This window comes from Marinilabilia rubra (assembly GCF_003121985.1).
Lineage (GTDB): Bacteria > Bacteroidota > Bacteroidia > Bacteroidales > Marinilabiliaceae > Marinilabilia > Marinilabilia rubra.
Window position 1 is genome coordinate 17,216 of the sequence record NZ_QEWP01000012.1, and the last position, 22,895, is coordinate 40,110.

General features: G+C 39.3%; 14 protein-coding genes and 2 tRNA genes. 6 read left to right on the plus strand and 10 right to left on the minus strand.

Annotated elements, in window-relative coordinates; translation table 11 throughout:
• Positions 1-451 precede the first annotated feature (451 nt).
• Positions 452-540: transfer RNA gene (locus tag DDZ16_RS14120), tRNA-Ser, on the plus strand.
• 41 nt (positions 541-581) lie between these two features.
• Positions 582-656: transfer RNA gene (locus DDZ16_RS14125), tRNA-Pro, on the plus strand.
• A gap of 334 nt (positions 657-990) precedes the next feature.
• Here DDZ16_RS14125 and DDZ16_RS14130 read toward each other — a convergent pair.
• The 10 genes from DDZ16_RS14130 to DDZ16_RS14175 form a co-directional block, all read right to left on the minus strand.
• A complete protein-coding gene (locus DDZ16_RS14130) occupies positions 991-3,321 on the minus strand; it encodes a PAS domain-containing hybrid sensor histidine kinase/response regulator (protein WP_109265138.1) in 2,331 nt (776 codons plus the stop codon).
• Positions 3,322-4,513: 1,192 nt separating this feature from the next.
• Complete coding sequence (locus DDZ16_RS14135; RefSeq protein ID WP_109265139.1) at positions 4,514-4,984, minus strand: superoxide dismutase [Ni]; 471 nt, start codon at positions 4,982-4,984, stop codon at positions 4,514-4,516.
• A 318-nt stretch (positions 4,985-5,302) separates the two neighbouring features.
• Positions 5,303-7,363 carry a glycoside hydrolase family 97 protein gene (locus DDZ16_RS14140; RefSeq protein ID WP_232526704.1) on the minus strand — a complete coding sequence of 687 codons (2,061 nt, stop codon included), beginning with the start codon at positions 7,361-7,363 and terminating at the stop codon, positions 5,303-5,305.
• Between the two features lie 121 nt (positions 7,364-7,484).
• Positions 7,485-8,891: an alpha-amylase family glycosyl hydrolase gene (locus DDZ16_RS14145; protein ID WP_109265140.1), complete on the minus strand. Its 1,407-nt coding sequence runs from the start codon at positions 8,889-8,891 to the stop codon at positions 7,485-7,487.
• 332 nt (positions 8,892-9,223) lie between these two features.
• Positions 9,224-10,303 carry a SusE domain-containing protein gene (locus DDZ16_RS14150; protein ID WP_109265141.1) on the minus strand — a complete coding sequence of 360 codons (1,080 nt, stop codon included), beginning with the start codon at positions 10,301-10,303 and terminating at the stop codon, positions 9,224-9,226.
• Positions 10,304-10,320: 17 nt separating this feature from the next.
• On the minus strand, positions 10,321-11,829 hold the full coding sequence (locus DDZ16_RS14155; protein WP_109265142.1) for a RagB/SusD family nutrient uptake outer membrane protein: 1,509 nt from the start codon (positions 11,827-11,829) through the stop codon (positions 10,321-10,323).
• Between the two features lie 15 nt (positions 11,830-11,844).
• Positions 11,845-14,859 (minus strand): SusC/RagA family TonB-linked outer membrane protein, encoded by a 3,015-nt coding sequence (locus tag DDZ16_RS14160; RefSeq protein ID WP_109265143.1) that lies wholly within the window; start codon positions 14,857-14,859, stop codon positions 11,845-11,847.
• 660 nt (positions 14,860-15,519) lie between these two features.
• On the minus strand, positions 15,520-17,124 hold the full coding sequence (locus tag DDZ16_RS14165; RefSeq protein ID WP_109265144.1) for a DUF6377 domain-containing protein: 1,605 nt from the start codon (positions 17,122-17,124) through the stop codon (positions 15,520-15,522).
• Positions 17,125-17,229: 105 nt separating this feature from the next.
• The gene (locus DDZ16_RS14170) at positions 17,230-17,829 is read right to left on the minus strand and encodes a thioredoxin family protein (protein WP_109265145.1); all 600 of its coding nucleotides are present in this window, start codon (positions 17,827-17,829) and stop codon (positions 17,230-17,232) included.
• Between the two features lie 2 nt (positions 17,830-17,831).
• A complete protein-coding gene (locus DDZ16_RS14175) occupies positions 17,832-18,311 on the minus strand; it encodes a TlpA disulfide reductase family protein (protein ID WP_109265146.1) in 480 nt (159 codons plus the stop codon).
• Between the two features lie 622 nt (positions 18,312-18,933).
• On the opposite strand from DDZ16_RS14175, the gene DDZ16_RS14180 reads away from it, so the two are divergent.
• From DDZ16_RS14180 to nhaC, 4 genes are all read left to right on the plus strand, one after another.
• Positions 18,934-19,581: a cobalamin B12-binding domain-containing protein gene (locus DDZ16_RS14180; protein ID WP_109265147.1), complete on the plus strand. Its 648-nt coding sequence runs from the start codon at positions 18,934-18,936 to the stop codon at positions 19,579-19,581.
• Complete coding sequence (locus DDZ16_RS14185) at positions 19,574-20,014, plus strand: hypothetical protein (RefSeq protein ID WP_109265148.1); 441 nt, start codon at positions 19,574-19,576, stop codon at positions 20,012-20,014. Before DDZ16_RS14180 ends, DDZ16_RS14185 begins: the two co-directional genes overlap by 8 nt.
• Positions 20,015-20,163: 149 nt before the next feature.
• Complete coding sequence (locus DDZ16_RS14190; RefSeq protein ID WP_109265149.1) at positions 20,164-21,327, plus strand: sensor histidine kinase; 1,164 nt, start codon at positions 20,164-20,166, stop codon at positions 21,325-21,327.
• Between the two features lie 42 nt (positions 21,328-21,369).
• Positions 21,370-22,845, plus strand: coding sequence for a Na+/H+ antiporter NhaC (nhaC, locus tag DDZ16_RS14195; RefSeq protein WP_109265150.1), 1,476 nt, complete (start codon positions 21,370-21,372; stop codon positions 22,843-22,845).
• Positions 22,846-22,895 lie beyond the last annotated feature (50 nt).

A 22,895-nucleotide genomic window follows, 5' to 3' on the forward strand; every position in this document is an offset into this window, starting at 1 on the left:
TTAAAGAAAAAATTCTTTATTGTTTTTTTTAGATTATTTAAGATTATTTCTTTTTGATATTCGTCGCATCTAATTTACATCAATTCGTAACCTAAAAAAGCCTCCAACCGCATATTTAATATTAAAATAATAAGTTACTCTAAAAATAGAAGTGAGTTTTTGCAGGAAAGGTGGAATTTAAATTGGTGAGACAATGATCTCTTCAGATACCTCTTTAGGCAAACTCTCAAACACCATAAACATTCTTTTGTAGAGATTCCTTCAACAGACAGAAAAAAGTAAAAAAAATATTCAGCATTTAACCAAATAATAATCAAAGCAATCTTGATTTGGCACTAATTTTTTTTGACAATTAAACTCAAAAAAGTTTGTCAATTCAGATCGAATTAATACATTTGCAACCGCATTTGAGACAGACACAGTAACAGATGCAACGTTCTGAAGACATTTTGGAGAGATGGGTGAGTGGCTTAAACCACCGGTTTGCTAAACCGGCGTACGGGTAATTCTGTACCGGGGGTTCGAATCCCCCTCTCTCCGCAATAATCTTCAATAAGGGAAAAATTTTTCCCTGCATATTTCGGGGTATAGCACAGTCCGGTTAGTGTACCTGCTTTGGGAGCAGGGGGTCGCAGGTTCGAATCCTGCTACCCCGACAAGACAAAAATTTTATTTGTCACAGAATTAACAAAAGCCGCATGAACATCACTGTTTATGCGGCTTTTGTTTGTTTTACCCCTTTCTTTGTTGTTACTTAAAAAAACATCTAAAAACGATTTTTGTGATACACTTACGATACACAAATTTTGTTCTGACAATATAGGAGCGTCGGCAACAATGCCGGCAGACTATTCTTTTTTTTTAATTTCTGTTAGAAAAAACCAATCTCCTGGAAAATGTGAATTTTTCGTTTTGTGTTGTATTGATGAGTTTATTAATAAGAAGAGAAGAATTTTTCTAGCAGTAAAACAAATAGTCATTTCTTTGAAATTATTCGTCTCCTCTTTTTGAAATATTCTCAAAAATCAATCTAATTAATTCATCATGCTGGATTGGTTTTGAAATATATGCATCACAACCAGCTTCAAAACTCTTTTTTTTGTCTTCTGGGGTTGCAAAAGCGGTTTGAGCTATTATGGGAAAGGAGGGATTATATTTCTTTATTTGTTTTGTAGCTTCCCAACCATCTATTTCCGGCATTTCAATGTCCATTAACACCAAATTGATACTATCGTCAGAAAGGACTTTTTCAATAGTTTCCTTTCCCGTTTTAGTGCGGTAAAGTTTCAAATTGTAACCTGATAATAATTCAAACAAGTACTCATAACTTACTGAATCATCTTCGGCTACAAGAATAACTTCACCTGAAAACTTTATCTCGTCAAAATTGTGCTTTTCGTTTTGAATTTCAGACTGTTTGCCTTTATCAAAAGGTATCGTAAAGAAGAAATTAGTTCCTACATTTTCGTTAGACTCCAAAGATATCTCTCCACCTAATAATTCAGTGCATGCTTTTGCAATGGCCAATCCCAGCCCAGTCCCTCCATATTTTTTTTCCGTAGAATCACTTGCTTGTATAAACCGCTCAAATATTTGTTGCTGCTTAACTTTAGGGATGCCGATACCACTATCCATAACAAAAAATTGTATTTTACTTCTATTTTCATCAATTCTATACCCAAACTTAATGAATCCCTCTTGAGTAAATTTCATCGCATTCCCAATCAAATTAATCAAAATCTGGCGTAATCGTGTTTCATCGGTATTGACAATAAGGTTCTTTTCCGGGGTTTCTGCATATAATTTAAGTTTTTTTCTATTTGGCAATTTTGACTCAGAGTTAAAAAGATTGTAAAGCTCATCCAAGAGCTGATTAACATCTGTTGGTTGTATGTTTAAGCTGATTTGACCTGCGTCAATCTTTGATATGTCAATAATATCATTAATAAGGTTTAACAGGTGATTACCACTACCGGAAATAATTCCGGCATATTTGTTAATATCACCATTATTCTGTGTTCTATTTTCTATAATAGTAGAAAAACCAATAATTCCATTTAATGGAGTCCGGATTTCATGACTCATGTTGGCAAGAAAAGCAGATTTTAATCGGTCACTTTCTTCTGCCTTTTCTTTAGCATCTTTTAATTCTTTGTTAATTTTTTCTAACTGTTCTCCTGCCTTCTTACGTTCTGTTATGTCTCTGATGGCACTGACAAAACCCATTGGAATACCATTTGCATCACTCATTAAGCTGGTATTCACCTCAATAGATATTATATTTCCATGCTTGCCAACTACTTGAAACTCATGATTTTTTATATATCCTTTCTTTAATATATTATCGGCAAGAGAAATAGCGATTTCTTTTTCTTCCGGTATTGTAAAATCATAGATATTCTTTCCCAGAAATTCATCTGATGTCTCAGCACCATAGATTTTCAAAGTCGCTTCATTTACATCTATTATTTTTCCGTTTAAGTCAGAAATTACTACGCTATCATAAGCATATTGGACTGCCTGAGATAGTCTGATTAATTGTTCTTCCTTTTGTTTGCGTTCTGTAATGTCTCGATAATGCCATAATATTTCGGTTTTCCCGTCACCAATATTTACAGGAACAAAATCTCGTTTAAAGAACCGTCCGTCTTTTAAAGTTAGTTCTTCATTTAAAACGGTTTTATTACTTATTAAAATATCGTTGATACGTGAAATAAAATGCTCTTCATCTTTAAAAAGAATCTTGCTTGATTCAGCTGCCTGACGACAATCTATACCAATTAGAGCTTCCGGAGGTGCACCAATTGCAAACAATTCACAGAAGCTTTGATTAACCATATTAATCTTTCTTTCCGGGGTTTCAAGAATAATGCCCCCGGGAAGGTTAGCTATCAGTGCGGATAGACGATATGTCTGTTTTTGGAGGCGCGCTTGAGTATTTTTCAGAGTAATTTCGGAATTTTTATGCTCAGTTATATCAGTGAATATGGTTGTAAAATAGTATTTGTCATTGGAGTAAGCCTGAACTTTATAAAATTTATTTTTTACCTCTGAATAATATTCAAACTCTTTAATCTTATCGTTTAAAGCAACCTGACTAAAATACTCTAACCAGTTAAAGTTATTTTCATATATTCCCAAATCATTAATAATGGATTTACCGATAATTTTTTCTTTTTCAAGTCCTGTTAACTTCTCAAAAACTGCATTGATATCAAGAATTAAGCAATCTACCGGATTATTATTATCCATAATTACTTTGTGTTGCGCAAAACCCACAGGAGCTTTAAAAAATAATGAACTCTCTGTTTTTTCATCCATTTCTTTACAATTTAAACAAGATCATAATATGTAGTAATTACGTTAAACATTTACCAAAGTTGCATTAGACAATACCATATAAACCGTGAGCATTACTGATATGGAGGTAAACTGAGTATTTTACAATCAGTTTTTGAGTAAACTGTTCCAAAAAACATCTGCATTTTAACCAAGTACTTATTAAAATACAGATCGTTAAACTTATACAAGTAAGGTTTTAGACAAATTTAAAAACATTGACATCCCCCATTAAAAAGAATATTTTTAAGTCAATAGATCGTTAGATTTTTAAATACCTGCCTGACGGCAGTCAGGTAAGATCTAAGTTAAACCATATAATACTATAAATCTAAGCTTTAACACAAACACACACAAACACTCATGCAGCTGATTTTCGGATATTTACAAAAACCACGCGATACACTAAAGGAGTAAATCCTTGGAATAACATCATTGTTTACTCTTCGGACAAAAGCAAAATAATTCAAACAATTATATCAAAAAATTTGCAAGATTCATTTTGGTGTTATACTTTCGTGCTTGGGTTAGGGTTAAGGTTTGAAAGGGTTGTCCGCTTCGTGGGCAGCCCTTTCTTTATTTCAACAAGTACTTTCTGAAAGATCAATACCAGGTACTTGTTTCACTTTCTTATAAAAACCAAAACACCACCAATACTCAAATTAAAAAATAACTTCCAGATACTTTTGCCTTCGTCCCTGACGTTATTACACTTCACATTTCAGGGTTGAAATCAACAATGAACGACATTAACTATTTAAAAGGAGTGGTTGCCTGTCCGCTTTTCCGGGCCGGCAGATGGAGGGAAGCCAAACTGGGCAACTTTCAAGGCTTTGCGCAACGGCAGGAAATTTTGAAATTTGCGGGGGTTATAGGTTTAAGCTGACTTCCCGAGAAAAGTTTTTGTGGGTCTCCGGTACACCAAAAACCTTACATAACTTAAATCGGGATTTTTATTCTTTTTGGGGCAATGCAAAAAAGAACAAGGGAAAATTAATTTGATTTAGGGGTTGCTGACTTTTTCAACGGCCCCTATAAATAAAATCAAAGCACCAAAACAAATGGTGAGAACAAATTCAAAACCCAAAAAAAGAGGCGGTCTCAAATTATTCATTTGAGGCAGCCTCTTCTTTAATCTCAACATACAGCTTACCTGCTGCATCAGCATAAACTTTTAATGCTTGTGGAAGTAAGCATCTGCAAATTTATGCAACGTATCTCTCAATTTTTCAATATACTCCAAATCTGTCGTTTGTTTGGCTTTCATTGCGTAAACCTGTAGTTTGTGAAGAAGGGTTAGTCTTTTGACATATTTCTCATACTCTTCAGAATCGGAAGGATCTACCGGCTTGATTCGCTGATGTAAAAAATATTGACTCACAATATCCTGAATCTTTACCGCATGTTCCTCTTTATTGGTCACCCACCTAACCAATTGATTGTAATTTTTATCACCCTCTTCAGACAACTCAATGATTTGATTCATTGATTTTTCAAGGGTGGTAATGTGCTCATCGATCTGTTGGATTCTCAACGAGTCTCCGTAGATTCCACAAGGTATTTCACAATGTGCATCAGCATCTTGCCAGGACATAAAAAACATGGCAATTAACAAGGTCGGAATAGATAATACTTTTGCTCTCATATTAAAGTTTTTTTTAATTAATAGATCAAGTCATTAACTATCACTAGAACACATTGTGGGAAAAATAGTTTAGGCTTTAAAAAATTGTGTATAAAACAATGCTAAGATTACTTTCTACAGGGAAAATCATCCGGTTACATCATTTAAAAAAGTTGGTTAAGTAAATTTCAATCACCTTACTCACTCCTTCTTAATATAATAACCTCATGAGACGTTTAAAGTCATACCAAAACCAAACAGCCCCTCTCATATTCAAATGAAAGGAGCTGCATCATAGTTTTCTTTTACATCAGAGTAAAAAGTATTATTTAAAAAGGCTCAATCTTGCAGCTTTTCAAAACTAACCGCCTGTCCGCCTCCCGGAGCAAGGTGAAGAGTAAGCGACATATCAGAGGTCACTTTCTTTTCTTCAATTTTCAGATCCAGTGGATTGCTTTTGAAGTGAGCTTCTGCCCCATCACTGTATAAAACAGCTTTGTAACTTGACTTTGAATCCAGAAAGTCCAGATTAATGGTCAGGTCTCTTCCCTCCTCATCCGTAATACTCCCAAGGTACCAGTTTTCAGAATTGCGATCTTTCCTGGCTATGGTTATGTACTCTCCAATTTCACCATTGAGCACTTTGGTGACTTCCCAATCAACGGGAACCTCACGAATAAACTGGAAGGCCGGCTGGTCAACGTAGTTTTCCGGTAAATCAGCAGCCATTTGAAGCGGACTGTAGATCACAACATAAAGTGCCAACTGCTTGGCAAAAGTGGTGTTTACCTGATTATTTGGCATATCGGTCAGTGCAATATCAAAAATACCCGGTGTAAAATCCATGGGGCCGCCCAAAAGCCGTGTAAATGGCAAAATGGTTTCATGTTCAGGAGGATTTCCGCCGTTAGGTCCCCAGGCATTAAATTCCATTCCCCGGGATCCCTCACGCGTCATGGCATTAGGATAAGTCCGCCGGATTCCTGTAGCTTTGACAGGCTCATGAATGTCCAGCATAATATGATGTTTAGCGGCCGTCTCAATGGATTTTCGATAATGTCTTACCCCAAACTGGCCATGGTGCCATTCTTTGCTGTTCATCCCGCGTGGATTGACATAGCCTGTTTTAATATAGTTAACACCGTACTTCTCGTAAAATGCATAAGCCGAATCCATCTGAGCTTCATAATTGGCAACGGCTCCTCCGGTTTCGTGATGACCAACCAACTCCACACCTTTCGACTCAGCATAATCAGTTACCTCCCTAATATCAAAATCAGGATAAGGAGTTGTAAAGTCAAATCCGGTTCCATCTTTCCACCATTCTGTATTCCAGCCAAGATTCCAGCCTTCCACCAACACACCGTCAATATTATTCTCTGAAGCAAAGTCGATGTATTTCTTAACATTCCCGGTAGTGGCACCATGGTTAGGTCCTTCGCCCCAGGTACTTTTATTCAGATGCATTTCCCACCAGATGCCAACATATTTGGCCGGTTTTATCCATGATACATCTTCCAGTTGATTGGGCTCGTTAAGATTCAAAATCAAATAAGAGGTAATGAGATCTCCCGGTTTATCAGCCACCTGTATAGTACGCCAGGGGGTTGAAAACGGGGCTTCAGCATAAACTTTAACACCATCAGCCCATGGTACAAGATCACATTTCAGAGAATGGCCTCTATCCTGAAATAAGGTCATGGAAGCATAATCGGTCAGAGCTGCTTCATGAATTGAAAGATAAAGGCTATCGCTAGCTTGCATGGTTAGCGGAGTATGCATGGTATCCGTAACCTCACTTAACCTGTTTTTATTGAAAAGATACTCATACCTGTCAGGCCGGTAAGCAGGCTGCCACCATGCTTCATAATCACCGATAAGATTAAACTCGGTAAGTTCATCCATAATCCGGAAGTCCTTCAAATTTTCCTGCTCCGGGAAGATATATCGAAATCCGACCCCATCATCAAAAACCCGAAAGACAACATCTAATCTTCTCTTTACCCCATCTTTTTCAGACAGATGAACCAACAACTCATTGTAGTTATTCAATATTTCCTGCTTCTCCCCCCAAGGCTGCTCCCAGGTTTCGGAAAAGCTACGGGTTTCCACATTCTCAACTTCGAAACCGCTGTTTAAGGCGGGCGCTTCATCTAATACAAAACCAAGTTTTGACTTCTCAACAATTTGAATTCCCTGCCTTGAAACAGAATAATAGGCAGTATCATTATCCACTCTGAATGTCAACTGAATATTCCCATCTGGAGAGTTGACTTTCTGAACCTCCCCGGAGCTATTATTACATCCAACAAATATAGCCGCAAGGGAGAAAAGCACCAACCTCAAACCGGAAAATGCATTCATTCTGTAGCTGGAACGGGGTTTATCTTTTATCTTCATTAGTCTTTATATTAAATTATTCTTTTTCATTCACCCTAACCTTTTTGCCTGAAAGCATTATTGTGTGTGTGTGTGGGTGTGTGTGTGGGTGTGAAAGAAGAAAGGTCTGCTCTATTACTATTTATTTCTTGTAAATAACATACTCGTATGGGGCCAGTTCAAGACTGGTTTCCAACGTCACCTCCGCTCCGGTAAAACCTTCATTCCAGTTTGTATTTTGAAGATCATCAGGAACGGCATATTGAACTGAACTGTTTCTCAGATTTACCAGCACCAACACCGTCTCGTCACCAGAAGTCCTTTCAAAAGCCATCACGTCATTGGATTTATAATTGATCAGAGAACCACGTCGGAGGGCAGTGTTATTCTGCCGGAAATTGAGAACTTTTTCATACTCTTCTTTATAGTCAGGATTTATGGTCCAGTCAATTTTATTGACATTGCCTTCGAAGAATGAAATCTGGTCGGGAAATCCGACTTCCTGTCCACTGTAAATCAAAGGAACGCCTCCCATATAAGCGCTAACAACAAAAGCGGCCATACTTCCATCCTTATTATTAAATTGTTCGTCAGGTGTGGTTTCCCATGCATTCTGGTCGTGGTTGGTAATCCATCTGAGCACATGCTTTTCAGAAGATAAACCATAGTATTCTTCATCATGAGCTTCAATTATTGCAGAAGCCGGCTGCCCCTCATTGAAAGACTCTTTAAGTCCGGTATAGAATCTCCAGCCAAACATCATGTCAAATCCCGAGGTCAGAAGTTCTTTTCTTTCCGACTCGGCAAACATGATAATGTCCCGGTCAGGAATACTTCTGAGCGTATCGATGGCTTGTTTCCAAAAATCATCGGGTACCCCATGTGCATAATCGCAACGAAAACCATCTACATTGGCTTCCAACACCCAATACTTCATAGATTGAATCATCTCTTCTCTCAACGACTGGTTGTCATAGTTCAGCTCAGCCACATCTTCCCAGCCAGTTCCCGGAGGAATAATAATATTGCCATTGTCATCCTGAGCATACCACGAAGGATGTTCAGTTATCCACTCGTGATCCCATGCAGTATGGTTGGCAACCCAATCAAGAATGACAGCCATATCCCTTTGGTGAGCCTCATCCACTAAACTTCTCAGATCGTCAAGCGTTCCATAATCATCATGAATAGCCTTGTAATCCTTAACGGCATAAGGAGATCCCACAGCTTTGACATCACCGGTGGGGTAAATAGGCATCAGCCAAACAACGTTGATGCCCAGAGCTTCGATAGAGTCCAGTTTGGCTTTTACACCGCCCAGGTTTCCTTCCTGACTGTAGGCCCGCAAATTGACCTCATACATGGCCACATCAGGCGTTTCAGGCACATTTCCAAAAGGGGCACCGTACTGGGAAGGTTGTTCCGTTTGTTCAGTCTCTTCTTCTTTGGGATGATTGGTTTCCCATTTCTCGCCACTGTCTTTCTCGCACGAGGTAAGAAAAAGAGGGAGCAGCAGTAAGTGTATTATATAAGCAAACATGTTTCGCATCGGTATTTAATTGTAATGTAATTTAATAGCAACCTCAAAAAGTCAAATATAAATCATACTCAGGGTGAATAACAATGATAAATCAAAGATTTCATAAAGGGTCAATTTGTAAAAACTGATTAACCCTTTTGCAAGTCTCCTTCATACGGGTTAAGGTGGACGTCTTAACCATTTTAAATCTCGCAAAGACGCCGAGACACGGAAAAACATCAAACTCATCTCTTTGCATCCTTGCGTCTTAACGAGATTCTATTGTTCCTTTTGTTTTGAGACAGTCACGTAATAAAAATCAGTGACTTTAAAGATATTTCTAATCAATTAAGAGGATTATCCTAATTAGCCTCTAAACGGTACCGGTAATTGCCAGGAACTGTCAGATCAAGGGTTAGGGTGTAATTGCCATCCGCCTCAATGGTAAAATTGGTTTGGTCAACATATTCCAACCACGGGTGATTGGCATACCTAAGGTTACCTTCTTCGTCCAGTCCCATATCTATTGTCCAGGCATCATTGGCACGAAATTTCAAAAAGCCTGTGGAACTTAAATCCGCAGTAACGGTCCACAACTCTGTCGTTTCATCAAATGTCAGATTGGTGTCTGAATCCCAGCCATCAGGAGTCGCTTCTCCTATAATACCCCATGAATCAATCTTAATTAAAAGATACTCCATGGTGTTGACATCAATTGAAAACAAATAGTAACCATCAGAAGGCGCTACAAAGTTATCACCGGCATAATTGGCAATAATCACGACTCCTTCTCCGCCGTTGCCATAAGAAGTAGAACCCCAATCTTCATCAGCATAAACCTTAAACTCATTGCTCCCTCCTTCAGGGATATAAATATACCCTTCATATATACCATTATCCAGTTTAGAAGATATGGAGTCGGGTTCTTCTATATTCCAGCCTTGATAATCACCTGCAATGTACAATGAGGGATAGTCTATATAAGGCTCCACTAAATTGTAAGGTGTTAACTTCAAATCTTCAACAGATGAATAAACCCTTTGATTAAGATATGCCTCTACCCTCACGTTAACAGTTGTTTCCTCATCAGGTTCCAGCCCCATCTCAAGAGCAATGTTATTCAACTCTTCAGTGGTAAAAGAAGCAGATAAAACATCACCTCCCACCTCCTGTTTAAAACCTTGTCCCCATTGCTGATTTACAGCAAACTGAACAGAATATGCAACGGGGGCATCAATCGAATAAGTAACTTCGGGCCATGATACAGAAAGAACCTGCTCGGAGGCTTCATCATCTGTAAGGACTAATTCCCCGGCAGACAAAGTAATATCGTCCGAAAATTCAACTTTTTCCTGAACAGTCAGGGTTGGATCATCATCGCAACCCGGCAAAATTGCCAGAGCAGCCATAATGAAAACACTAATTGCTTTTATATTCTTCATTGTTATTTCGTTTTAAATTACCAACCGGGATTTTGTTCCAATCTGGGGTTTGCATTCAATGCCGCCGTGGGAATAGGGAAAAGAAGATACTTTTCATCAACAGCCGGCACCAGACCGTGTCCTTCAGTAAAGGTTCCAAAGCGGATCATATCCTGACGGCGGTGAGCCTCCCAGTTTAACTCCCGTCCCCGCTCTTCATAAATATCTGTAAGCGTTGGATCACCTGCCAAAGGATTCAGTCCAGCTCTTTCACGAACCTCATCCACAAACGATTTGGCTTCTGCTGATTGTCCCAGGCGTACAAGACACTCAGCTTTCATCAGCAAAATATCTGCATACCTGTAAATGGGAAAATCGTTAGAAGCTCCGCCACTACTCATGGGCTCTACCGGCCAGAATTTCTGGTTTCTGACGCCAGCCTCAGGCTCTGATCCGGGATTAATAAGGTTATCTATTTCAAGAGTATATTCAATAAATCCGTCGGGTTGTGGGCCGTAAGGATCTGTACCGTAACGGAACTGACGTTTCCTAACATCATTGTCTTCATATTTGGCAACAAAATCGGGAGGAACTACAGTTCCATTCCAGGCACCATAGCCAACAAGTAAGGTTCCGTCATTTCCCATCAAACTGCGAATGGTGAAAATATTGCGTCCTACGACATCTGCAGTGGTATAGATGGCCCAAATGGTTTCGTCATCGGGACACACATCTCCAAACAACTCGTAATACCTTGAGCCCAGTGGATGGCTGGGATCGGCTTCACCGGAATGGAGTGAGAAACCTCCTTCATTAATAATTTCATTAACCACAGTAAGGCATTCGTCATACATTGGGGTACCAACATACACTTCAGCATTCAGATATATTTTGGCAAGAATGGACAATCCGGCCCAACGGTTCAACCGACCGTAATAGTTGCCTCCTTTTTGGGTACTTAAATCATCGATATTGTTTTCAAGCTCCGACACCACAAAATCAAACACATCCGATCTTGAAGTCTGGGGAATAGAATCCACCGGCTGTTCATTTCTGGTAAAAAACGGAACGTCCCCAAAGTCATCTATCAACAGATAATAAAAGAAAGCCCTTAGAATTCGTGCTTCTGCAATTTTACCGGCTTCTGCTCCTGCTTCTTCCAATTGTTCAATAGCAGTATTGGCTCTGAAAACCGATTGATAAAGCCAGTTCCAGGTATTATTCAACAAATAATTGGTTGGTTGCCAGTCACGCATATAAAGGCGGGCAAATTCAGTCTGCCAATCCCCTGTGTTTCTGTGTGGAATAACCTGCTCGTCGGTGGACATGGTATTAAGATCATACCAGCCATTATCGGCACCGGCATAACCCACTCCATCCCAGTTTCCGGGAATTTGGGCATAAACGCTGGCCAAAGCTGCATCAGACCCCTCGGGAGAGGCATAAAAATCCTTAGCTGCATATTTATCATACACTTCTTCTTCAACATCGATACATGCCGTGAAGGATATGAAAATCAATAATATTATATATTCTATCTTTTTCATGATATCCGTTATTTTTTAAAATGACACATTCAACCCAACCGCAAAGCTTCTTGTTCTGGGATAAATACCGCTATCTACTCCGGAAACATTACCTCCTGAAACATTTACTTCAGGATCGACACCGGAATAATCGGTAAAGAGTGCAAGATTTCTGCCGGTTACTGATAATCTGACATTGCTGATATGCCTCCATTTTTCTGTATCGAAGGTGTATCCAATCGTAAGATTTTCAAACCTCAGGAAATCACCATCTTCCAACCATAAATCGGAGGCATATTTTGAGGTAAAGAGGCCTTTATCCACTGCACTCTCCAGAAGATTTCTTTTTCCCAGTTTTTCGAACAAACTGAAGTCTCTTCTTATTCTGTTGAAAATCTTGTTTCCTCCGGCACCACGCCATACCATTGAAAAGTCGAAGTTTTTATATTTCAGAACAGGGGTGAAAGCAAAGGTGTATTTAGGCAATGATGAACCATTAATATAACGGTCTTCACTTCTGTTGCCCTGATCAATTTCGCCATCATTGTTGCGGTCAACCACCAGTTCCTCATTGGTCTCCGGGTCTTTGCCATCATTTTCGAGGATGTAATAAGTTCCGATGGGTTTACCTTCTATCAGGTAAGCATTGGTTCCCCATGGCACATAGTCTGTATTGAGTTCAACACCACTGATGCTGCCACTTAGCTTTTCCACCTCGTTGCGAAGCAGAGAAACATTTCCACCAAGAGTCAAAGTCACATCAGAGGTATTTATCACCCTAGCATCCAGACTCAACTCGACACCCTCATTTTTCAGACTACCCACATTGGCTTTAATAGAGCCATAAGGATAAGGGGGTTGAGGAACGGTATAATCAAACAACAGGTTCTCGGTGGTAGCACTGAAGACATCAAGGGTTCCGTTCAGGTTTCCGCCAAATAGTCCAAAGTCAACACCCAGGTTGGTTTGATAACGAGTTTCCCAGCGAAGATCGCTGTTAGAATTTTGCGTTACTGCAAAGTTGGTAATCAGTCCCCCGTTAAAGAAAAGGGTGCCAGATTCACTCACTAACTGCATAGAGTTCTGCGGATACAAACCCTGTTGATTACCTGTTACTCCATATCCAGCCCGCAGTTTCAGGTTACTGATGAAGTCCTGATTTTGAAGGAAAGATTCTTCTGTAACTCGCCAGGCGAGGGATGCAGACGGGAAAGTTCCCCATTTGTGATCTTCTCCAAATACTGATGAGCCATCCTGACGCACACTTGCAGTAAACAGGTATTTATCGGCAAACGAATAATTGATACGCCCAAGGAAAGAGATCAGCTTTCTGTCATTTTTATAAGATGAGATATCGCCAGGTTTAAAACTGTCTACAGATCCCAATTGCAGGGCATTGTAGGTGGTGAGATCGTTGATAAAGCCTTTGGCCTGGGCAAAATGGCCCTGGTAGGTTTGCTTTTGCCACTCGTAAACACCCAATACTTTAAAGCTGTGCTTATCGATGTCCTTCTCATAGGTAAGACTAATATCCATCAACTTTTCGTCGGTGTTATTGGAGTTCACATTGGCTACACCCTTTTCATCCATTGGGAAAGCTAATGTAGAGCTGGCAGGAGCATAATACCCGGCACTTCTCGACACTTTTCTCCAACTACCAAACCAACCAATATTGAAGCCTCCAAAAAGCTCAAGGTCAGTTCTGAAACTTGCAAATTGATTCTTAATCTCTTCCTCATTAATAACTTCCTGAGCTACAGCGTATGGATTCATATATTGAAATACATTGGCATCATAGAAATAACTGCCGTCAGACGCAAAAACAGGATCTGTGGGTCTGGCCAGATAGGCATTGGTAATCAGATTAGATGTAAAATCTGCTCTTCCAACACTTTGCGGACTGCCATCTTTTTGAGTGATGCTGTTACTCAGATTGACAGAAATTTTCAACCTGTCATCCAAAGCTTTTTGAGTAGCCTGAATGCGACCAATGTACTGGTCATTTTTAGAATTAATCACTACCCCTTCCTGCAAAATAGCAGCCATAGAAGCCCGGTAGCTAAAATCTTCTGTACCGCCTCCTATAGAAAGAGTATGGTTTTGTGTCGTCCCTGTTTGAGTTAATATATCGTACCAGTCGGTATCAGATCCATGCCAGGCACTGTAGGGCACACCCCATTGCTCAGCCTGCTCTTCCCATTGATTGGCATCAAACATCTCAAGCTGATTGGCTATAACATCGACCGACATTGAACCGGAGTATTCAACAACAGATTGACCTTCCTTTGCCTTTTTGGTAGTCACAATAATAACTCCAGGCGCACCTCTTGATCCGTAGATTGCTGTGGCTGAAGCATCCTTAAGAATATCCACAGACTCAATTTCTGAGGGAGGAACCTGATTTAAAAGATCCATGTTACCCTGAATACCATCTACCACTATCAAAGGATCGTTTCCACCAATAAGAGAGGTAATCCCTCGAATCCTGACGGTAGGATTGGCGCCTGGTTCGCTTCCGGTTTGAGTAATATTTACGCCTGCAGCGCGACCGGCAATCTGTTCAAGGGGATTGGTTACAGCTCCCTGGTTAAAATCCTCACTGGTAATATTGCTGGTAGCGCCGGTTAGGTCCATTTTTTTGGAAACACCATACCCAACAACCACTACTTCATCCAGACTGGTAACCTCCGGATCAAGCGACAATTCTATAGAGGTATCACTTCCAAGTACCACCTCTTTCTTTTCAAAACCAATAAAAGAGAAAACCAAAACATTTCCGGGAGCAGCTTCAAGACTAAAAGTTCCGTCAACCGAGGTTATCGTACCGGTTTGAGTGCCTTTAATCATCACTGTTACTCCGGGCAATGGTTCTCCCATCTCATCATTTACAGCACCCGAATAAGTAGCAGATTCCTGAAGCACATACTCTGCCTCTTTTTCATGTTCTTCTTTGGCATACAGACCATTGACTGTAAACCCTAAAACCAGCAGGAAAAGGAAAACACGTTGAATCGTGTTGAATCGTCTTCCTGTACCAATCTTTTTCTTCATAGGTAGAATTTTAATTAATTAAAGAACTGATTTCGCTTTAACATCCTTGACTGAATGACTCGTTTTGAAGGAGCATTTCACAGTTATCAAATGTTAATGCAAAAGTGCCATTGGAAAGACTGGTACAGAAAATGTATAAAGAAAATATAATAATTTTGAAAGGAACACAAACGCTCTACAACCTACCCATCAACCTCTTACAATATTCCTCATCAAAAAAAACAGAGCTAAAAAATATAATGGATTTTTGAACCCTCATTAAGGGGAAGAAGCACTTTTTAACATTAATATTAAAAGGGGAAGACATCCTGATGGTTATTGAAGATCATTTTTTTACTTTAGAAAAATGAGAAAGTAAAGTTACTTCGTTGAATTTAACAATCGCGAATCAAGGATTTGAAATGGCAGGTTTTTAAGAAATGCTATTGTCATGCTTTATAAAACATACGACACTTTCAGCGTCGATTGCTCAGATTGCTCAGGATTTAATAGTGCAATAAACATGGGAGCCCTTCAGGCTCAGCCCTCCCTGCAAGAGCCTATTCCCAAAAGACTCATTTTAAGGTCATTCAAATGGGTAGCTTGTCGAAGAATCTTTTCATGATAAAAAGATGTTTCGACGGCATTCAATTAATATTTCTATGAACCAATAAGAAAACCCTAAATAGACTGAATTTTAAGAATCTCTTTCTCAAAATCCTCATTGGGGACAATGGATTTATTCTTAATTCTGGTTTTGTAAGTATTGATGGTATTTACAGAGTAGTTGAGAATATGGGCAATTTTGGTTGTATCAGAAATTCCCAGACGAATCAAAGCGTAGATCCTTAAGTCGGGGGTCAAATTTTTACTATTAGCCGGCAGTTCACGATCTTCTTCATTGAAGAGTGCATTGTATTTTTCAATGAAATCGGGGAAAATATTCAGAAAGCCGGTATCAAAATCATGAAACATAGCCTCCCTTTCCCGCTTAATATCAGCTCTTGTAATAACTGACTTTAGCTGACTCACTTTATTTAAAGCCAGTTTATTGTCAATCTTCTGTCGATATTCATCGAGCTTTTCAATCAAATCGGAATTGGTTTTGAAGAAAAAGGCAATGTACTCTTCCTTAATCAAATTCACCTCCCGAAGCTGGGTATTGGTTCTATATAGTGCGTGATTAGATTCATCCAGCTCATCTTTTACTTTCTTGACCTTCTTATATTGCCTGAAGAGCAACACCAACACCACAATAACTAAAAACGAAAGAATAGTAATGGCTGTGGCATACGTTTTCAGACGGGACTTTTGTTTCTCAATCAAGTCCAGTTTAGCGGCTTCCACCAGGGGCTGAATTTGTGAAATTTGCAGCTCCCGCTGGATCGCACCATAATTTTTGGCATCCTCAATAGCAATGCTCAGATAATGACTGGCTTTCTGTATCTCTCCTTGTTCAAAGAGATGATTGGCCACAATACGTAAAGCCACATATTCTTTATTGGCAAGTTTAATATCTCTGATGGCAGCTTTTAACAACCACTCCAATTCCTTTTGTGGCTCACCCAAATTCCTGTAAACAAAAGCAAAAGTGGAAGCATCAACAGCATATTGACGGCCCTCCAATTCAAAGTGGTCAAATAAATATTCAAAATCAGTTTTGGCCTCATCAAAATTTTGCAACCATATATTTTGGAGACCTCTCAAAGAATAATATTCACGCGAATATTTCTCTGAATTCGCCAATGCTGAATCGAGGCAGGCAGAAACCATCTTGCCGTATTCCTTTGTATAATAAGGCCTTTGATAGTAATTGGCCATATCTATGTAAAGCCGTGCTTTCAGATAAAAATATTTCACCCTCAGGCTATCGGATAAAGAGCCAACAGCAACCTTTTTCAGTGAATCTTTTACAACCGTAAAAAGCCCCGAAGCCAACAGGGTCTCACTCATTTTAAGACGGGCCAGACTAATAAAGTGGTCTTCATCAAGCCGATTGGCCAACATCACAAGCTGTCTTGAGTAGAATACGGCTGAGTCATAATTAAAGGTAAAATAGGCGGCATGGAGCTCGTCTATAAGATTGAATTGTTGCTTTAATTCAACCTCATTTGAACTCATCAGCCGGTTCTTCAACCTTTCTATCTCGTTACTTTTTTCAATTTCAAATTGTTGTTTTTCCTCTAATACCACATCCAGCCTCCGGAATAAACTATCCAATTTATCCTGGGCAATAACAGAAGAAGTAATTACAAACAAAAAAAGTAACGGGATGAAGTATTTCATAAGACTGATGGAACAAAATAACCGTGATTTTTCAGAGGGTAAAAATATTAAAAAAAGGCTGTCATTTCTAACAGCCTTTATAATTTAAAAACCGTTTTTACCGGCTTAATCTTTCCATTTAATACTGCAACCAATGGCTTTGGTCTCCTTTACATCAACTGACTCACCGGCTTTGAGACTGGCAATAGCATCTTCAACATATTTCTTTTTCACAGCTTTGGCATCACGGTAATTGTCATCAATGGCACCAATATATTTAACCATCAAAGCACCGTTTTCTCTTTCAAGTAAAAACACATGCGGGGTTTTAGTGGCGCCATATGTTTTGGCAACATCCTGAGTCTCATCTATCAGATAGGGAAAGGTAAATCCCTTCTCTTCTGCCCTTACTTTCATTTTCTCAAATGAATCAGCCGGATAAGCTACCGGATCATTGGGATTTATGGCTATAACAGGATAGCCATGACTCTTAAATTTTTTATCCAGTTCAATAATTCGATCTTCATAGGCTTTGGCATAGGGACAGTGGTTGGTGGTAAAAATCACAATAAATCCATTGGCATCGGGATAATCCGACAACGAAACCATAGAATCGTCGATGTTCTTCAATTCAAAATCCATAGCCTTATCACCCGGTGAATAATCCTGAGCTGAAACGACATTTACAAATGCCAGCGCCAGCAAAAAAACAACTGCTCTTTTCATAACTACTCCATTTTGTGTTCGATAATGTTAATTAAGTCATTATAGGAAAGGGGTTTTTCATAAAAGTCTCTGTCAACGCTATTGTAAATCAAAGTGGCAGGAATAGCTCCCGACCATTGAGGGTGTACTTTTTCAATCCAACTGTTACTATCCGGGTCGTCTAACAATATCACCATATCGGCCATATCATGCTTTTTAACAAAAGGTTTCAACCTGGCATCAATCTGACCGGGAAAATCAAGACTCACAAAAATAAATCTGACTTTTTCAGATTTCATTGCTGTTGCAGCCTCAAGAAATCCGGGCATTTCTTCTACACAAGGCTTACACCAGGTGGCCCAAAAATTAATCACATAGGTGGTGTCATTGCTTTTATATAAAGCAGGCTCCAGGCCTTCAAAATCGGACACTTTAATCTCTTGGCTTTGGCCATTAAAAAACAAAACCAGTAAAAAAAACATCACCCCTATTAATCGCTTCATCATTCTAACTTTTTAAAACAAAACCACTATACTTCATCCCCAAATACTCAATTTTAATCCAAATGTTTCTGCAAAGCATCTCCTCATGTTTTAAAATACCTCAGAAACTATATCAATAGATCGTTAGACTTTTAGATATAAGATTTAAGATAAATCATATAGCACTGATAATCTGAACTTTAAGACAAAACCTCATTCACTCGCAAGAGCTTAAACTTTAGACTTTTATAAAAGTTTAACGGAGTATTGTATATGGTTTACAAGTGAATTAACAACCGGTAATTAAGAGAAGTTCAAAACCTCATAATACAATTCCGTAAAAAAACTATTGTGAATACCCGAATTTGCAAAGACTAAAATATTGACGGATCATAAGAAACTGCAGGAAAAAATCCAAACCATAATCTGTCTTTCACGTATAAAACTCTATCGAAAAAAATCAGCAGGAAAAAGGCAGTATCTCTAACTCAGAAGCCTTAACAAAAACATGGTCTCTTCCTGCTATTTGATTATTTATCAATATTTCAATGAAACGCCGGGCTTCCCCGATCTTACAGTGTAAGCAGAAACACGATTATCTGAAATCGGGAAAAGTTTTTATTTATTCAAAAGAGGTCCAAAAATGAACCAGGAAACAGAAAAACAAGCACTTTTGAGAGCACTTCTAAAGGGGAGCCGGGAAAATGCTTCGCAAGTAATAAAGCAATTCATAGATCAGGACCATACAATTATTGATTTGTATGAATATCTGATTAAAGAAACTATGTATGAAATAGGATACTTGTGGGAAACGGGAAAAATAAGTGTTGCCACAGAGCACCTGGCTTCAGCGATTGTCGAAAATCTGATGAATGAAATTTATCATTTGATAGCTACTCCTGAAAAAAAAGAGGATTTAGCAGTAATTTGCTCCATTGAAAATGAACAGCATCAAATAGGGTCAAAGATGGTTTCAGATGTTTACGAAATGAATAACTGGAATACCCGTTATCTGGGCGCGAATACCCCAAAAAACGATCTCATTCATTTTGTAAAAAGCATAAATCCCAAAATGCTGGCATTATCCATGAGTCTTTTTTTTCATTTACCTGAATTGGAAAGCACCTTACAAACAATAAAGAAAGAACTCCCCGGACTATTAATTATTATTGGCGGACAAGGCTTAAAGCACGGGAGCCAGGATTTTTTAAAGAACTACCAAAATGTTTTTTACAAACCTGATCTTTTTAGCCTGGATTCATTCCTGAAAACACAAAACCAACATGACTAAAGACGTACTGACCGAATCGGCCAACCATCTCTCCCAAGCCTGTTGTGAAACCATTGAGGAGTATAAGAATAAAAGCAGTCTCCTTGTTTCAAAAATGAATGCTTCAATGCTCAAAAAATCCAATCTTATTAACATTGTAGGTTCGGATAATATTGAAATGATGAAAGACAATCATGCCAACCATGTACAGTTTATTTCATCTATTCTTAAGTATAAAAACACCGCGGTTTTGATTGAAACCATCATTTGGGTTTTCAGAACATACCGTAGTCATGGGTTCTCAATTGAGTATTGGTCTGTTCAGCTAAACGAATGGATTAACATATTAAAAGAAGAACTTAGCCAGAATATTTTTGACGAAATAATACCTTACTATAAATGGATGTTGTTAAATATTCCTTCTTTCGTGCTTCTTTCAGAACAAAACACTTAATTTGCTATTGGGAGAAAGCAGGGTATCGATATATATCCCGATGATTTTCCCAAACAAACCATGTTAAGACTATCACCTCTAAACAATAACGGCTTGTGATATTTTGTAACAGGGGTTTCAACAGATTTGCAAAAAAGTCACAATAAGTTATGCAAAACAATTTTTCTTCTTTTCTTTTCCCTGAATGGGAAAATGAAATAAGTACAGCAATAGTAGATAACAGATCACTTTGCATTGCCCTGTTGTCAGCAGAGGGCTCTTTGATCTTTGCGAACCCGCAAATGCTGACCCTTTTTTCAGGAGAACTAAAAGATAGTTTTATAAACCCGGCTTTCGAAAAAATCATCAGCCTGTCATCGAGCAAGTCTTTGGTTTATGACGGCTTTTTAACCCTTGGGGATTACTCATCGGTTAATACGTCAATAATGACACACATCTACAGGAAGAACAATAAATTATTAATCATAGGTGGAGTAGATGTGGAACAACTGGTGACGCAGAATCACAATTTACATCAGATGAACCATGATATCAACAACCTACAACGTGATTTAATCAAAGAAAAACACAATCTGGAAAGTACACTTAAAAAGCTGGATGAGGCCAACAATGAACTAAAGGAACTGGTAGCAACACGTGACAAACTGTTTTCCATTATTGCCCACGATCTCAAAAGTCCTTTTAACGGACTCTTAGGATTAACAGAGCTGCTTTCTGAAAATGCAAAGGTTTTTCCTCCAGAAAAGCTAAGTTCTTTTGCAAAGGAAGTTAATACCTCATCCAAACAGGCCTATAAACTACTGGAAAACCTTCTGGAGTGGTCCCGGTTACAAACCGGAAAATTGAAGCCAAATAAGGAGAGGATAAAACCATCGGAAGCAATATCTGAAGTAAAACACTCATGTAAAAACAGCGCACTTGCAAAAAACATAACCCTCCAATCGCAAATAGAGTTCGACGAAATAATACACGCCGACAGGGAAATGCTTGAAACAATACTGCGAAATCTGACAACCAATGCCTTAAAATTTACATCTCCCGGGGGCAGGGTAACATTGAAAACAACCAGCCAAAAGAACCAGATCATTTTCATTGTGTCTGACACAGGTTTTGGAATTGAGCCACAATACATTGAGGGAATCTTCGGGGTAGATTGCAAATTATCCCGCAGAGGAACAGCCAACGAAACGGGAACAGGACTTGGGTTAATACTGTGTAAAGAATTTGTTGACAAGCATTCGGGCCAAATTTGGGCAAAGAGCACACCGGGTAAAGGAAGTGATTTCTTTTTCAGTCTACCCCTCCATACCTGAAGATCAAATAAAAGCAGCAATCCGGAATAAACGAGAAAAAGAATGAACACCAAATCATTTAAAGATAATTCTTCTCCTAAACATTCATCCAGAGACCCCAGGTTTTTAGAAGCCCTTACCCCCATTCTTTTCCTAATCGTGATGCTCACAGCCAATGTCTTCCTGTTTGAAGATACTCTTGGCGGAGCCAATCAGATTGCCCTTTTAATGGCAGCTACTCTGGGGGCGATTATAATTTTCAGGAATGGGAAAAGATGGCCACATATCAGCGACCAAATAGTTAAAACCATTGGATCGGCTATGCCATCCATGTTAATTTTATTGCTCATTGGATCCCTTGCAGGCACATGGATGATCAGTGGTGTAGTGCCTTCAATGATTTATTATGGCATGGACCTCATCAATCCCAAGGTATTCCTTATCACAGCAGTAATTGTTTGTGCTTTGGTTTCGGTAGCTACAGGAAGTTCGTGGTCTACCATTGCCACCATAGGTATTGCCCTTCTGGGAATAGGAAAAGCCATTGGGATTGGGGACCCTGTGGTTGCAGGTGCCATTATCTCGGGAGCATACTTTGGAGATAAGATTTCTCCCCTGAGCGATACCACCAATCTGGCACCTGCCATGGCAGGCACCGATTTATTTACCCACATTCGGTACATGTTTTACACTACCGTTCCCAGCATGATTATCACACTAATCATTTTTGCCATAATTGGCATTAACTACGATTTTAATACTTCGCTCTCAAGTGCAGAGACGGTTAAAGCTGCAATAGACAGCCACTTCAACACCACACCCTGGCTGTTCCTGGTACCTGTAATTCTGCTAACCATTATCATAATGAAAGTTCCTCCTCTTCCCGCTCTTATGGCCGGTACCCTCCTGGGAGGCGTTTTTGCAGTAATTTTTCAGCCCCACATCATTCAGAATATAGCAGGAGAGGCTACCTCCTATGCCAAAGCATCCTATATTAGCGTTATGCAGGCAATGTTTGGCGATGTAAGCTTAACCACCTCCAACCCGACTGTTGATCAACTACTGAGCACATCAGGAATGCGGGGAATGCTCAACACCATCTGGCTCATTCTGTCTGCCATGGTATTTGGGGGAGTTATGGAAGCCGGAGGATTACTGACCAGAATTACACGTCCCATCCTTAAAGTGGCAAAATCAACCGGAGGGTTGGTTACTTCTACCGTAGGTACGTGTATCTTTTTCAACACAACAGCATCCGATCAGTACATTTCAATTGTGGTGCCGGGCAGGATGTTCAGGAATGCCTACCGGGAGAAGGGCCTCAAACCTGAGGTATTGAGCAGAACACTTGAAGACTCCGGAACCATGACATCCGTTCTTATTCCGTGGAACACTTGCGGAGCCACTCAATCCAGAATTTTGGGCGTTCCAACAATGGATTATTTGCCATACACCTTCTTCAACCTGTTGAGTCCCTTAATGAGTATACTCTTTGCCTATTTCCGAATTAAAATCCGTAGAATCAAAGAAGATAAGTAGCTTTTGAACTTCCGTAAGCATTTTTATACCTTCGTGATTCGTGGCTTCGC

Bases quoted from the DNA above. Each gene is read 5' to 3' on its own strand.
- DDZ16_RS14135 (WP_109265139.1), bottom strand. From the start codon at position 4,984: ATGAGAGCAAAAGTATTATCTATTCCGACCTTGTTAATTGCCATGTTT.
- DDZ16_RS14140 (WP_232526704.1), bottom strand. From the start codon at position 7,363: ATGAAGATAAAAGATAAACCCCGTTCCAGCTACAGAATGAATGCATTT.
- DDZ16_RS14145 (WP_109265140.1), bottom strand. From the start codon at position 8,891: ATGCGAAACATGTTTGCTTATATAATACACTTACTGCTGCTCCCTCTT.
- DDZ16_RS14190 (WP_109265149.1), top strand. From the start codon at position 20,164: ATGCAAAACAATTTTTCTTCTTTTCTTTTCCCTGAATGGGAAAATGAA.
- DDZ16_RS14150 (WP_109265141.1), bottom strand. From the start codon at position 10,303: ATGAAGAATATAAAAGCAATTAGTGTTTTCATTATGGCTGCTCTGGCA.
- DDZ16_RS14155 (WP_109265142.1), bottom strand. From the start codon at position 11,829: ATGAAAAAGATAGAATATATAATATTATTGATTTTCATATCCTTCACG.
- DDZ16_RS14175 (WP_109265146.1), bottom strand. From the start codon at position 18,311: ATGAAGCGATTAATAGGGGTGATGTTTTTTTTACTGGTTTTGTTTTTT.
- DDZ16_RS14160 (WP_109265143.1), bottom strand. From the start codon at position 14,859: ATGAAGAAAAAGATTGGTACAGGAAGACGATTCAACACGATTCAACGT.
- nhaC (WP_109265150.1), top strand. From the start codon at position 21,370: ATGAACACCAAATCATTTAAAGATAATTCTTCTCCTAAACATTCATCC.
- DDZ16_RS14180 (WP_109265147.1), top strand. From the start codon at position 18,934: ATGAACCAGGAAACAGAAAAACAAGCACTTTTGAGAGCACTTCTAAAG.
- DDZ16_RS14165 (WP_109265144.1), bottom strand. From the start codon at position 17,124: ATGAAATACTTCATCCCGTTACTTTTTTTGTTTGTAATTACTTCTTCT.
- DDZ16_RS14185 (WP_109265148.1), top strand. From the start codon at position 19,574: ATGACTAAAGACGTACTGACCGAATCGGCCAACCATCTCTCCCAAGCC.
- DDZ16_RS14130 (WP_109265138.1), bottom strand. From the start codon at position 3,321: ATGGATGAAAAAACAGAGAGTTCATTATTTTTTAAAGCTCCTGTGGGT.
- DDZ16_RS14170 (WP_109265145.1), bottom strand. From the start codon at position 17,829: ATGAAAAGAGCAGTTGTTTTTTTGCTGGCGCTGGCATTTGTAAATGTC.